At 74.5% G+C, this 14,486-nt stretch carries 7 protein-coding genes; 2 read left to right on the forward strand and 5 right to left on the reverse strand.

From position 1 onward, the window contains the following. Positions 1 to 59 precede the first annotated feature (59 nt). The 3 genes from FHX31_RS10790 to FHX31_RS10800 form a co-directional block, all read right to left on the reverse strand. Positions 60 to 860, reverse strand: a complete 801-nt coding sequence (locus tag FHX31_RS10790) for an ABC transporter permease (RefSeq protein WP_013287036.1) — start codon at positions 858 to 860, stop codon at positions 60 to 62. Beyond that, entirely contained in the window at positions 857 to 1,843 is a 987-nt protein-coding gene (locus FHX31_RS10795; RefSeq protein WP_184975926.1) for an ATP-binding cassette domain-containing protein, read from the reverse strand. Before FHX31_RS10795 ends, FHX31_RS10790 begins: the two co-directional genes overlap by 4 nt. Positions 1,844 to 1,926: 83 nt before the next feature. Further along, entirely contained in the window at positions 1,927 to 3,165 is a 1,239-nt protein-coding gene (locus tag FHX31_RS10800) for a cytochrome P450 family protein (RefSeq protein WP_013287034.1), read from the reverse strand. Positions 3,166 to 3,360: 195 nt separating this feature from the next. Here FHX31_RS10800 and bioA point away from each other — a divergent pair, with 195 nt between their 5' ends. After that, complete coding sequence (gene bioA, locus FHX31_RS10805) at positions 3,361 to 4,722, forward strand: adenosylmethionine--8-amino-7-oxononanoate transaminase (RefSeq protein ID WP_013287033.1); 1,362 nt, start codon at positions 3,361 to 3,363, stop codon at positions 4,720 to 4,722. A gap of 85 nt (positions 4,723 to 4,807) precedes the next feature. Here the strand turns inward: bioA and FHX31_RS10810 are convergent, their stop codons facing one another. Together FHX31_RS10810 and FHX31_RS10815 are read right to left on the reverse strand one after the other, a co-directional pair. Further along, a complete protein-coding gene (locus tag FHX31_RS10810; RefSeq protein WP_091326844.1) occupies positions 4,808 to 5,548 on the reverse strand; it encodes a thioesterase II family protein in 741 nt (246 codons plus the stop codon). Beyond that, positions 5,545 to 12,081, reverse strand: a complete 6,537-nt coding sequence (locus FHX31_RS10815; RefSeq protein ID WP_184975930.1) for a non-ribosomal peptide synthetase — start codon at positions 12,079 to 12,081, stop codon at positions 5,545 to 5,547. The genes FHX31_RS10810 and FHX31_RS10815 overlap by 4 nt, the downstream gene beginning before the upstream one ends. A gap of 111 nt (positions 12,082 to 12,192) precedes the next feature. Here FHX31_RS10815 and fabD point away from each other — a divergent pair, with 111 nt between their 5' ends. Further along, complete coding sequence (gene fabD, locus FHX31_RS10820) at positions 12,193 to 14,442, forward strand: ACP S-malonyltransferase (protein ID WP_402883366.1); 2,250 nt, start codon at positions 12,193 to 12,195, stop codon at positions 14,440 to 14,442. Positions 14,443 to 14,486 lie beyond the last annotated feature (44 nt).

Raw genomic sequence — 14,486 nt, forward strand, 5'->3', positions numbered from 1 at the left:
GGACGACGACTCCGCCCGCACGCCGACGGCGCGGGCGGAGTCGTCGTCTGCGAGGCGCCTCAGCGCCCGGCGGACCTGCGGAACTGGGCGATCGCCAGGGGGATCGACAGGGCCAGCAGAGCGCCGATCCACAGCCCGGAGGCGGCGACCGGGTGTTGCAGCGGCCAGACGTCCGGCGCGGTGGACGGGTCGACGTTGCCGAACTGGACCCGGACCGCCTGGACGATCGCCGAGACCGGGTTCCACTCGGCGACCGGTTGCAGGACGCCCGGCATGGAGTCGATCGGCACGTAGGCGTTGGACAGGAAGCCCAGCGGGATGGCGATGGTGAAGCCGGTGCTGCTGACCGCCTCCGGCGCCCGGGACGCCAGCCCCACCACTGCCATCAGCCACGACAGCGCGTACGCGAACGCCAGCAGGATCAGAAAACCCAGCGCCGCCTCGGGCAGCGACGTGCGGCTGCGCCACCCGACGACCAGGCCGAGCAGCGCGGTGACGGTGATGACCACCCCGCTGTTCACCAGGTCGCTCGTGGTGCGGCCGACGAGCACTGCGGACCGGGAGATGGGCATCGACATCAGCCGGTCGACGATGCCGTTGCGCAGGTCGGCGGCGATCGCGGTGCCGGTGTTGACGGCACCGAAGAGGACCGCCTGCACGAAGATGCCGCCGAGCAGGTACTCGCGGTACGGCACCCCCTGCGCGTCGATCGCGCCGCCGACGATGAAGCCGAACAGCAGCGTCATCATCGCCGGCGCGATGGCGGCGTTGAGCAGCATCTCGGGTACGCGCAGGATCATCCGCAGGTTGCGCTTCGCGACGACGACGCCCTCACCGAAGGCCAGTACGACGGCGTTCACTGCTTCTCCTCCACGGTCTCCTTGACGGGCTCGTCGCCTGTGCCCCGGCCGGGGCCGCCGGTGAGGGCGAGGAAGACGTCGTCCAGCGTCGCCGTGCGCAGCGCGGCGTCCCGGACCGGTATGCCGGCCTGGCGCAGCAGCCGCGCGCCGGCCAGGAGCGTGTCCACCCCGTCCCCGGCCGGCACGGAGATCCGGCCGGCTGTCTCGTCGACGCTGGCCGGACCGGTGCCGAGCGAGGTGAGTACCGCCTGCGCGGCGGTCAGGTCGGCGTCCGGCCCGACCGTGATCTCCAGGCTGGTGCCGGAGACCCGCCGCTTCAGCTCGTCCGGCGTGCCGCCGGCGACCACCCGGCCGTGGTCGATCACCACGATCTGGTCGGCCAGCCGGTCGGCCTCCTCGAGGTACTGCGTGGTCAGCAGCAGCGTCATGCCGCCGGAGACCAGCTCGCCGATGGTGTCCCAGAGCGCCGTCCGGCTCCGGGTGTCCAGGCCGGTGGTCGGCTCGTCCAGGAACAGCACCCGGGGGGTACGGATCAGCGCGGCGGCCAGGTCGAGGCGCCGCCGCATGCCACCGGAGTACTCCTTCGCCCGGCGTCCGGCGGCGTCCACGAGGTCGAAGCGTTGCAGCAGCTCGTCGGCCCGCTGCCGGCTCTGCCGGGCGCCCAGGTGCAGCAGCCGGCCCAGCATCTCCAGGTTCTCGAACCCGGAGAGGTTCTCGTCGACGGCGGCGTGCTGCCCGGACAGGCTGATCACCCGGCGTACCTCGGCGGCCTGGGTGACCACGTCGAACCCGGCCACCTCGGCCCGGCCGCCGGTCGGGGCGAGCAGTGTGGTGAGCAGCCGGACGGCGGTGCTCTTGCCCGCGCCGTTCGGCCCGAGGATCCCGGTGATGGTGCCCTCCGGCACCACCAGGTCCAGGCCGTCCAGCGCGGTCACCTTGTCGAACTGTCTGCGTAGCCCGTCAGCGACGATGGCGTTCGCCACGTCGTCTCCTCCCTCTGCGGTTCGGTCGGATGCTCACCGGCCGGCCGGCCGAACCGCAGTGGGAGCCGGTCGCGCCGGCCCGGTCAGAACTCGACCGTGAGCGCGGTCAGCCCGCGCAGCGTGAGCCCGGGCCGCCAGGGCGTCTCGTCGAGGCTCTCCGCCGGGCGCAGGTCGGGCATCCGGGCGAGCAGCGTGGTGATGGCGACCTGCCCCTCGACGCGGGCCAGCGGCGCGCCCAGGCACATGTGGGCGCCCCGGCCGAAGGCGAGGTGCCGGTTGGCGGTCCGTTCGATGTCGAGCCGGTCCGGCTCCGGGTAGCGGCCCGGATCGCGGTCGGCGGCCGCGAGGACCCCGATGACCATCTCGCCGCGGCTGATCGGCACGCCGCCGATCTCGGTGTCCTCGGCGGCGAACCGCGGGAAGCTGATCTCGATCGGGCCGTGGTAGCGCAGCATCTCCTCGACGGCGCCCGGCGCCAGCTCGGGCTTGTCGCGCAGCAGCTGCAACTGCTCGGGGTTGCGGAACAGCGCCAGGACCATGTTGCCGATCAGGTGCTGCGTGGTGCCGAGACCGCCGACCACGAGCAGCGCCACCATCTTCAGCAGCTCGTCGTCGCTCATCCGCTCGCCGTCGGCCTCGGCCAGGGCCATCCCGGAGATCAGGTCGTCGCCGGGCTCGGCGCGCTTGCGCTGGATCAGCGCGTCCAGGTAGCGCACGAACTCCTCGATCTCCGCCATCACCTCGGCCGGGCTCATGCCCTGCGGCGCGGACTGCGCGGAGGTCGGATCCAGCGACAGCAGCAGCTCCGACCAGAGCCGGAACCGGTCCCGGTCGGCGCGGGGGATGCCGAGCATGTCGGACATGACGGTGAGCGGCAGCGGCACCGCGAAGTCCTCGACCAGGTCGAAGGTCCGTCCCTCGCGTTCGAGCAGCCCGTCGACCAGCTGGTCGGTGATCTGCTGGACGCCGGGGCGCAGCCGTTCGACGTACTGCGGCGTGAACGCCTGCTGCACCAGCCGGCGCTGCCGCGTGTGCTCGGGCGGGTCGACGCTGCCCATGCTGCCGCCGAGCAGCCGTACCACAGCCTCGGGCAGCGCCGGCGCCTCCATGCCCTCGGGCATCACTGTCGGACTGGTCTTGAACCGGTGGTAGTCGGTGAGGAAGCTGGTGCACTCGTCGTAGCCGGTGACCAGCCAGACGTCCTGGCCGGTGGGCATCCGAACCCGGGAGACCGGGTTGGTGTCGCGGAGGGCGGCGTAGGTGTCGTAGGCCGTCTCCCGTGCGGCTGGTGACATCAGGTCCGGTTGTTCGGAGGTCGTCACGTCGGCGTCCCCTCTCCAGCGTTCGGCCGCACCGGTCGGCGCCGGCTCCGGATGAGCATTTCCGGGCCATGGCGACACCTCTGCTCAGAGTTGAGCACCGGCCACCCTGCGCACTACTGCGCAGACGTCACCGGCCCTCTTCCGGTGGACTGCGTGCTGTTGTCCTGGTTCCCTTCGATGACGGAGCGCCGACGCATGGACCTCGAAACCACGGAGACCGAACGCCTGCGCACGCTGGACCAGCAGCGCGTGTGGCACCCGTACACCCCCACCGACGCCTACCTCAACGCCAAGCCCCTGGTGATCACCCACGGCGAGGGTGTCTACCTGGTGGACAGCGACGGCAACCGCTATCTCGACGCGGGCTCCTCGCTGGGCGTGAACATCCACGGCCACCAACGTCGGGAACTGAACGAGGCGCTGGCCGCGCAGGCGGCGAAGATCGCGCACACCACGCTCTACGGCATGACCCACCCGGGCGCGGCGGAACTCGCCGACCGGCTGGTCCGGCTCGCCCCGGAGGGCATCGACAAGGTGCTGTTCCTGGAGTCCGGCTCCAGCGCCGTGGAGACGGCGATGAAGATGGCGTACTCCTACTGGGTCTTCAAGGGATCGCCGCAGCGCAACAAGTTCGTGTCCATGGGCGGGGCCTTCCACGGCGACACCATCGGCGCGCTGTCGGTGGGCCAGATGACGATCCTGAAGAACTTCTACCAGCCGCTGCTGCGCGAGACCAGCTCGTTCGCCCAGCCGTACGCGTACCGCTGCGGGTTGTGCAACAACAACTGCAACCTTGCCTGCGCGGACACGCTGGAGGAGGTGCTGGAGCGTGAGGGCGACGAGGTCGCCGCCGTGCTCGTGGAGCCGCGCGTGCAGAACGTCAGCGGCATGATCGTGGCGCGCGACGGTCACCTGGCCCGGGTCGCCGAGATCGCCCGCCGGTACGGCGTCCTGCTCATCGCCGACGAGCTGGGTGTGGGCTTCGGCCGTACCGGCCCGATGTTCGCCTGCCAGGCCGACGGCGTGTCGCCCGACATCCTCTGCGTCGGCAAGGGCCTGACCGGTGGGTACATGCCGTTGACGGCGACGATGGCGTCGGCGGAGGTGTTCGACGCGTTCCGCGGTGACGGCAAGATGCTGCTGTCCGGGCACACGTTCTCCGGCAACCCGCTCGCCGTCGCCGTGGCGCTGGCGAGCCTGGACCTGTTCGAGAAGGACGACCTGATCCGGCACGGCCAGGCGCAGGCCGTGGTCCTGGCCGAGGAACTGGACAAGTTCCGCAGCGTGGCGCACGTCGGCGACGTCCGGCAGTGCGGCCTGCTGGCCGCCGTCGAGCTGGTGGCCGACGTGGAGACGCGCGAGCCGTTCCCGATGGAGCTGGGCGTCGCGACGCGCATCACCGAGCGGTGCCGGGAACTCGGCATGATCATCCACTCGGCGCCGAGCGACACCATCGTGATCGTGCCGCCGCTGGTGATGACCGAGGAGGAGCTGCGCACGATGGCGCGGATCCTGCTCCAGGCGACGCAGGAGGTCGTGGCCTCACTGCCGGCCTGAGCGCGGAGAAACGGGAACGGGACGGGCGAGAGGCCCGTCCCGTTCCGTCGTCTCCGGACCGCCTCAGGACCGTCTCCGGACCGCCTCAGGACCGCACGGCGAGATCGGCCAGCAGCGCCTCGGCCAGCTCGGCGGGCGGGCCGGCCAGGTAGAAGTGCCCGCCGCTGAACACGCGCAGGCTGAAGCCGGCCGCCGTGACGTCGGCCCAGGAGCGCATCTCCACCACGTCGACCTCCGGGTCGGCGTCGCCGGTGAACGCCGACACGGGACAGCGCAGCGGCGGGCCGGGCAACTGCCGGTACGTCTCGTTGACCGCGAAGTCGGCGCGCAGCCCCGGCAGGAACAACGCCATCAGGTCGTGCCGGCGCAGCACCTCGTCCGGCGTGCCACCGAGCGCCGCGACCGCGGGCAGGAACTCGTCCGCGCCGAGCGTGTGCCGGTCCGGCCGGCGGGCGGGCAGGTGCGGCGCGCGCCGGCCGGAGACGAACAGCCGTGCCGGGCCGCCGCCCGGACCGGCGGACAGCCGCCGGGCGGTCTCGTAGGCGACCACCGCGCCCATGCTGTGGCCGAACAACGCGTACGGGCGGTCCGCGTGCGCGCTGATCGCGGCGGCCAGCGGGGGCACGAGGTGGTCGATGCTGGTGTACGGCGGCTCCCGCAGGCGGGACTCCCGGCCGGGCAGCACGACCGGGCAGACGCCCAGGTACGGCTCCAGCGCGGCGCGCCACGGCCGGAAGAACGAGCCGCCGCCCCCGGCGTGCGGAACGCAGTACAGCAGCATCGGGGCGTCCCGGTCGGCCGGGCCCTTGATCCACTGGTTGCTCATCGCTCCTCCTCGTCGGACCGCAGCACCACGTGCCCCACAGTGCCGGTGGCGCCGACCGCGGTGACGAGCGCGCGCAGCGGGACGCCGGTCCACGGCTCGGGCCGGCGCACGAACCGCACCGGCAGCGCGTCGAGGTCGACGAGCGGGTGGGGCGTCTCCGCCAGCAGGGTCGGTACGAGCCGGCGGTGCCGCAACTGGAGGAGCACCTTGGTCAACTGCGCGAGCCCGGACGCGGCCTCCGCGTGGCCCAGGTTCGGCTTGAGGGTGCCGATCGGCACGCGTACCCCCTCGGGACCGGGCGCGGCGGCGGCCAGGAACCGGCCCACGGCCTCGATCTCGGCGGCGTCGGACAGGGCGGCGCCGGAGGCCGCGCACTCGACGTATCCGATGTCGGCGGGGGTGAGCCCGGCCCGGCTCACCGCCTCGGCGAGCGACCCGGCGAGGGTGGCCGCGTCGGGCGTGCCGAAGCGGCTCGTCGCGCCGCTGTGCCCCACCCAGGTGCTCTCCACCACGGCGTCGACGCGGTCGCGGTCCCGGCGCGCGTCGCCGAGCCGGCGCAGCAGCAGGGCGCCGGCGCCCTCGCCGGGCGACCAGCCGGCGGCGGCGGCGTCCAGTGCCGGGTGCGGCGTCTCGGCGACCAGGCCCAGCCCGCGCAGCACCGCCACGTGGTACGGGTGCGCCAGCAGGTTGACCGCGCCGACCACAGCGGCGTCGCAGTCGCCCCGGTCGAGGCTCTCGGCCGCCTGGCGCAGGGCGGTGAGCGCGGAGGAACAGGAGGTGTCCACGGCGACGCTCGGGCCGCGGAAGTCGAAGGTGTGGGAGATCCGGTTGGCGATCTCGGAGCCGGTGCCAGAGATCCGGGCCGGGTCGCCGTCGCGCCACCGGTCGGTGCCGGCGAGGCGGTGGTCGTGCCACATCACACCGACGAAGACACCGACCCGGCCGAGGGACGCCGGGGTGTGGCCGGCGTCCTCCAGGCACGCCCACACCACTTCGAGCAGTACGCGTACCTGCGGGTCGAGGACGGCGGCCTCGGCCGGCGCGATCCCGAAGGCCATGCTGTCGAACGTCTCCAGGCCGGACAGGTAGCCGCCGGCCGGTCCGGAGCCCCGCCCGGGCGGGGGCGGCGTGATCGCGCAGTGGCCGGCGTCGAGGTTGCGCCAGAGCGCACCGACGTCGTCCGCGCCGGGGTAGCGGCCGGCCACCCCGACCACGGCGATCTCGCCCGGCCCGGCGACGGACGGCGGACCGGCGGCGGGGGTGCCGGGCGTCTCGGCCTCGTCGTCGCGCGTCACCGGACCGCACAGGAACGCCTGCTGGAACACGTGGCCGTCGTCCAGCCGCAACGCGGCGCGGACCGGCGCCTCGGCGACCGCGCCGACCGGGCACAGCCCCAGCCCGTGGTCGGCCTGGGCGCCCATCAGCACCTGGCCGAGGTAGCCGGCCTCCAGCGCGAGGTACCGGTCGGCGTCGTCGCCGTAGAGCGGGCGGATCGCCCGCGCCTGCCCGACGAGGAGGAGCTGGAACGCGGCCCGGTCGTACACCGGCCGGTTGTAGACGAAGTGCGCGGTGCGGTCCAGGGCCGATCCGTCGCCGATGCGGCGCAGCGTGTGTTCGTCGGGGTGGTGGTAGTAGACGCCGGCCGGCAGCCCGGTGACCCGGTCGCCGGGCACGTGGACGTAGACCTGCACGCCGTAGGTGTCGCCGGCCGACGGGTACAGCCGCCGCGTCCGGTCGCCGTCGGACAGTGGACGCAGCAGGCTCAGCAGGTCCGCCACAGTGGACAGCGGCACGGGCCGGTCGAGGAAGTCGCGGCGCGAGGCCCGTCGCCGGTACCGCCGTGGCGCGGGGCGCTCCCCGGGCAGCGGCACGGCCTCGCCGTCGTCGCGCAGGTCGAGCCGGGCCGCGGCGAAGGCGGACCGTTCGGTGGGGGAGAGCACGTCGACCGTCCGCGGCGGCGGCGCGACGGCCGGGGACGGGTCCGCGGGTACGGGCGCGGGCGTGCCGGGCGACAGGTGCGCGGCGATGCCGTCGATCGTCGGGTTCTCCAGCAGCGCCGCCACCGGCACCCGCGTGCCGAGACGCTCGTGCAGCCGGGCCGAGACCTGGACCATGGTGAACGACGTGGCACCCTGGTCCCACAGGTCGGCCGCGGGGTCGACGGTCTCGCCGAGCAGTTCGCCGAACAGTTCCGTGAGCACCTGACGGACACCGGGCTCGTGCGGAGCGTCCGCCGGTCCCGGCGGGTCCGGCGGCCCGACCGGCGGCCCGACCGGCGGTGGGACCGGCGGCAGCGGCCACGGCAGCCGGGCGCGGTCCAGCTTGCCGTTGTCGGTGGCGGGGAACTGCTCCAGCACGGCCAGATGGCTCGGCACCATGTAGTCGGGCAGCGTCTCGGCGGCGAAGGCCCGCAGGTCGCGGACGGCCGGTGCGGCGCCACCGGAGGACAGCAGGTACGCCACCAGCTTGCGTTCGCCGCCCTCCTCACGGGCCACCACCACCGCGTCCTTGACGCCCGGATGGCCGCGCAGCCGGTGCTCGATCTCGCCGAGTTCGACCCGGAACCCGCGGATCTTCACCTGGTGGTCGGCCCGGCCCAGGAAGGTCAGGTTGCCGTCCGGCAGGAACGCCGCCCGGTCGCCGGTTCGGTACATCCGGTCGCCGGGCGGCCCGAACGGGCACGGCACGAACCGGTCCTCGGTGAGGTCCGGCCGGTTGTGGTAACCGGCGCTGAGCACCTCCCCGGCGATGTAGAGGTCGCCCTCGACGCCGGGCCGGCACGGGCGCCGGTCGTCGTCCAGGACGTAGTAGCGGGCGTTGTCGATCGGCCGGCCGTAGGGGATGCTGCGCCACCCGGGCTCGACGGTCCCGACGCGGTACCAGTTCGACCACACGGTGGCCTCGGTCGCCCCGCCGAGGTTGACGATCTCGGCGGCGGTGAAACAGGCCCGCAGCTCGTCGGGCAGGGACAGCGGCGTGTGGTCACCGCTGAGGAACACCAGCCGCAGGTCGGTCGTGCCGGGCCGGCCGCGGTGCGCGGCGGTCAGCGGTACGACGTGCGCCAGGGTGGTCGGCGCGGAGTTCCAGAACGTGACCGGCTCCCGCAGCAGGACGTCCAGCAGCAGCGCCGGGTCCTTCTGCTGCTCGGAGTCGGCGACGTAGATCGAGGCGCCGTAGCCGAGCAGCCCGAGGATGTCGAACACGGACAGGTCGAAGCCGAGCGAGGTCACGCACAGCCCGGTGTCCTCGGGTCCGAAGCGGAACGTCCGGCGCGCCCAGTGCAGGAGGTTGTGCACGGCCCGGTGGGTGACCGCGACACCCTTGGGCCGGCCGGTGCTGCCGGAGGTGAAGATGACGTACGCGAGGTCGTCCTCGCCGGTGCACGGCTCCGGATCCGGCACGGCTGCGGAACCCACCCGGTCGGCGTGGACCACGGCGATCCCGTCCGGCCGTCCCGGCGCCGGCAGGTCCAGGTCGCTCGTCGTGACGAGCGCGACCGCGCCCGCGTCGGCGAGCATCAGCGCGGCCCGCGCCGGCGGCAGCGACGGCTCCACCGGCAGGTAGGCGCCACCGGCCTTGAGCACGCCGTACACGGCGGCGACCATGAGCGGCCCCCGGGCGACGCTGATCCCGACCACGGACCCGGCGCCGACGCCCGCGGCGCGCAGCCGGACCGCGATCCGGTTCGCCACCGCGTTCAGCTCACCGAAGGACGTGGTCCCGCCGCGCCCGCGTACGGCCACCGCCTCGGGCCGGGTCCGGGCCTGGGCCTCGAACAGCAGGTGCACCGGCCCGGTGTGCGGGAACTCGACGGCGGTGTCGTTCCACCCGTACACGACGTCGCTGAGGTCGGCCAGTTCGGCCAGCGCCGACCGGTACGCGTCGAAGATCCGGTCCAGGTCGTCGTCGCCGATCGCACCCTCGGTGGCGTCCCAGAACAGCCGCAGCGTGTCGTCGCCCTCGTCGATCGCGATGCAGTCCAGCGCCACGTCGGGCGTGCACGTCAGCCACGGGCCGGCTGTCACGCCGTCCGGCAGCGGCACGTCGCCGAGTTCGAGCAGCCCGGTGCACACGACCGGGTACCCGGCGCCGCCGTCGCGCATCCGCCGCAGCACCAGCCGCCGCAGCTCGGCCAGGCCCGAGGCGCCGTCCGCCGCCGCGTCGGCGGTGATCTGCCGGTCGTAGCGCCCGGCGAGGTCGAGCAGGCCCTCGCCCGGTTCGCCGGCGGCCAGCCAGCTCAGCGCGGTCAGCTCGGCGGGCCGGAACGGCTCGGACCGCGGCGTCCAGCGCACCAGCGGCACCGCGAAGCGGTCGCGGTGGCAGGTGCCGATCGCTGTGGTGAGCGCGGCCATGAGCAGCGCGTCGAGGGCGAGGCCGCGTTCCCGTGCCAGCCGCCGGATCCGCGTCCAGCCCGGCAGCCGGGCGGTACGCCGCCGCCGTGGCCCGGTGCGCGCCTCGACCGGCGGGCCGGGCGGAAGGTCGGCCAGGCGGTCCTGCCAGTACCGGCGGGCGTGCGGGTCCGGTGCCGCCTGCGGTGCGCGGGGCGGCCCGGCCACCGGCGTGCCCGGCTCGGCGTAGCGGCGCATCAGCTCGCGCAGCAGCAGGTGGATGCTTCGGCCGTCGGCCACCAGCAGGTCCAGCGCCACGTGCACGGTGGCCCCGCCTGCCTCGTCCACCTGGACGCGCAGCTCACCCTGGGGGAGCCGGCCGAGCGGGAAGGCCCGGCCCACCATGTCCCGCTGCACCGCGCCGGGCGACGGCACGCCGCCCGCTTCGTCCGGCCCGGTCACCGGGATGTGCCACCGGTCCGGCACGTCGTCGCAGGTGACCAGCCGTCCGTCCGAAGTGACGACGGTCCGCAGCGGCTCGTGCGCGGCGAGCAGACCCAGCCAGGCCGCCTCCAGCCGGGGCAGGTCGAGCCGGTCGACGGCGAAGGCGTGCACCACCTGGCAGCCGCTCCACGGGCCGGTGCCGCCCGCGGTCCGGGCCACGAAGTACGCCTGCTGGAGGTCGTTCAGGGGCCGGCCGGCGTCGTCGGGGACGGGCCGTAGCCAGCGCAGCGTGTTGACGAACCAGGCGAAGGTCGCGGCGACCACGCCGGGGCCGAAGGCGTCCTCCGCGACGTCCCACCGCACGCGCAGTTCGCCGTCGCGCTCGCCGATCTGCGCGTCGAGCGTGACGCCAGTGGTCTGGCTGACCGCGTACCGGCCGTCGGCGCCGGTCCCGCCCACGTCGAGCAGGCTGGTGAACACCACCGGCAGCTGCGCCGGGACCGGCAGCCGGCGGGACCGCAGCTCACGGAGCGCGGCCACACCGGGCACGTCGGCGTGCTCGAGGTCGCGGCGCAGCCGGTCGTGGACCGCCCGGGCGGCCTCGGCGAACGGCCGCCCGGTCGTCGCCTCGGCGACGAACACGGTGGTCGAGGTGAACGGCCCGGGCACACCCGTCGCCTCGGCGGGCAGCCAGAGCCGGCTGTTCGTGGTCAGCACGAGCGAGAACGCCGCGTCGGCGCCGGCCCGCCGCAGTGCCTCGGTGAAGGCGGTGAGCACCACAGCGGTCGGCGAGACGCCGAGATCGCCCGCGTACGCGGTCACCGCGGCCCACTCGCGTCGCGTCAGCGCCGCCGTGTACGGCACCCGCACCGGGCCGGGCTCCACGCCGGAGGTGGGCAGGGCGGGTCCGGGCGGCAGGTCGCGCAGCGCGTCGGCCCAGTACTCCAGGCCGGCGCGGTAGCCGTCGCCGTCGCGGTGGGCGGCGAGGGCCACGCCGAGGTCCCGCAGGCCGGCGCCGGGGGCGGGCAGCTCGCGCCCGGGGTCGTCGTGGAGCGCCCGGAGCTGACCGACGAGCAGCTCCAGCCCGGCGCCGTCGACGATCGCCGCGTCGACGCTGAGGTGCAGCACGCCGCCGCCGTCCGGGGCCCGGGACACCTCGACCGTCCACAACGGCTCGTCGGCCGGGCCGTAGGAGTGGTGGGAGAGGCGCCGGCGTACGTCCTCGGCGTCGTCGCCGACCGGCATGGTCCAGTCCGGCGGCCGCTCGGCCACCCGCTGGCGCCCGTCGGGGGTCAGCACGAGCCGCAGCGCCTCGTGGTGCCCGACGAGCCGCCCCCACGCCGCGCGCAGGCGGTCCACGTCCAGGTCGGGGAGGTCGTACTCGCGGTAGAGGTGGCAGCCGGGCAGACCGGTCGCCTTGGCCAGCAGGTACCCCTCCTGGAGCGGGGTGAGCGGGAACGGTTCGTGCCGCCGCCCGGGCTCGGGGCGTACGTCGGGACGCAGCCCCGCGCCGGCGGGCGCGGCGTGGGCGGCCAGCTCGGCCAGCTCCCGGGCGGTGGCGCAGCGGCGCAGCGCGTCGGTCGGCAGCTCGGTGCCGAACGCGGCGCCGACCTCCAGCAGCAGCCGCGCGGCGGCGAGGGAACCGAGTCCCAGGTCGCCCAGGGCCGTGTCGGCGTCCGCTGTGACCCCGGCCGGCAGCACGCCCGACAGGAGGTCCAGGACGATCTCCACGCGGTCCGGGATGGCGGTCTGCTCGTTCATGCGCTCCCCGCTCCGAAGGCCGGCGTTCGCCGCAACCTAAGCGGCGCCGGACCGGACGTGCTGCTCAACTCTGGGCAGCACGTCCGTCCGGCGGGCCGGACAGTCCAAGTCGTGTCCTTACGACCGAAGTCCGCCTGGGTGTTCCCGGGGCAGGGCGCGCAGCGCCGGGGCATGGGCGGTGACCTGTTCGACCGCTTCCCGGACGAGTGCGCCGCCGCCGACCGGATCATCGGCGTACCGGTGACCCGGCTGTGCCGGGACGACGACCTGCTCGGCGACACCCGGTACGCCCAGCCGGCGCTGTTCGTCGTCGGCGCGCTGGCCTACCTGGCGGCGCGCGACGAGGAGCCGCCGCCGGACTACCTCGCCGGGCACAGCCTCGGCGAGTACGCGGCGCTGTTCGCGGCCGGCTGCCTGGACTTCGAGGAGGCGCTGCGCCTGGTGTGCCGCCGCGGCGAGATCATGGCCCGGGCGGCCGGCGGCGGCATGCTCGCCGTCCTCGGTGAACGGCTGGACCGGCTGCCCGGGGTACTCGCCGACGCCGGTGTCGACGACGTGGACGTGGCCAACGACAACGCCGACGGCCAGGTGACGCTCTCCGGCCCGCGCGAGTCGCTGTCGGCGGCGGCGCGGGCGGTCACCGGCGCCGGTCTGGGCCGATGCGTCCCGCTTCCGGTGGCCGCCGCGTTCCACTCGCGGTACATGCGCGCCGCGGCGGGCGAGTTCGCCGATGTGCTGTCGCAGGTCCGCTTCGCGCCGCCGCGGGTGCCGGTGATCTCCAACGTGACCGCCCGGCCGCACGACCCGCTGCTGCTGCCCGACCTGCTCGCCGTGCAGCTGCGTCGCCCGGTGCGGTGGCGCGAGACCATGGCGTATCTGGTCGGCCGCGGCGTACGCACGGTGCGCGAGCTGGGTCCGGGCCGTGTGCTGACGGACCTGTTCCGTCCGGTGCTCGCGGCGGCGCCGGCCGTGCCGGACGGCGGCGATCCGGGACCGGCGGCGCTCGGCTGTCAGCGGTTCCGCGCCGACTACGGCGTCACCTGGTCCTACCTCGCCGGCTCGATGTACCGCGGGATCAGCTCGGTGGCGATGGTCGCCCGCCTGGGCAAGGCGGGCCTGCTCGGCTTCTTCGGCGCGGGCGGCTTCGACCGCGACGAGGTCGAGGCGGTCCTGCGCTCGCTCACCGCGGATCCCGGTCCGGGCCGCTTCGGCATGAACCTGCTGGCGATGCCGGACAACCCGGCGCTGGAGTCGGCGCTGGCGGAGCTGTACGTCCGGCACGACGTCCGCTACGTCGAGGCGGCCGGGTACACCGGGGTCACCGCGGCCCTGGTGCGGTTCCGCTTCGCCGGCGCGCACCTGAGCGCCGACGGCACCCCGGTCGCCGTCCGGCACGTCGTGGCGAAGGTGTCCCGGCCCGAGGTCGCGGCCGCGTTCCTGGCCCCGCCGCCGCCGGCGATGCTCGCCGCTCTCGTGGCCGAGGGCGCGCTGTCCGCCGGGGAGGCAGCCGCGGCGGCGCGGCTGCCGGTGAGCGGCGACCTGTGCGCCGAGGCCGACTCGGCCGGGCACACCGACGCGCGGTCCCCGTTCACCCTCGTGCCGGACCTCGCCCTGCTGCGCGACGCGGAGATGCTCCGGCACCGCTACCACGAACGGATCCGGGTCGGCGCCGCGGGCGGCCTGGGCACCCCGGAGGCGGTCGCCGCGGCGTTCGTGCTCGGCGCCGACTTCGTGGTCACCGGGTCGATCAACCAGGCCACGCCCGAGGCCGGGACGTCACCCGAGGTCAAGGACCTGCTGGCAGGCGCCGGGATCCAGGACACGGCGTACGCGCCGGCCGGTGACACGTTCGAGTTCGGCTCCCGCGTGCAGGTGCTGCGCCGCGGCACGATGTTCGCGGCGCGGGCCACCCAGCTGCTCCAGCTCTACCACCGCTACGACACCTGGGACGAGGTGCCCGCCGCGATCCGCGACGCCGTGGAACGGACCACCTTCCGCCGGCCGTTCGCGCAGGTGTGGCGGGAGACCGAGCGGCACTACCGGGACACCGGCCGGGCCGCGGAGGTGGAGCGCGCCAGCCCGCGACGGCGGATGGCACTGGCGTTCAAGTGGTACTTCGCCCACGCCACGGAGGTGGCGCTGCGCGGCGACACCACCGAACGGGCGAACTTCCAGGTCCACACCGGACCGGCGATGGGCGCCTTCAACAGGTACGTGCGCGGCACCGAACTGGCCGACTGGCGGCTGCGGCACGTCGACGTCATAGCCGAACTGCTGATGCGCGGGGCGGCCGACGTCCTGCGCCGGCACTGTCCGCCGGTGGCCATTAGTGAGCAGAGCCGCTGGTCCGATGCTGACTAGCGTGTCCGGGCGCCCACCGAACCAGCCGAAGCGAAGGAGTCTCC

The sequence above is a fragment of the Micromonospora sp. CNZ286 genome, assembly GCF_014207755.1.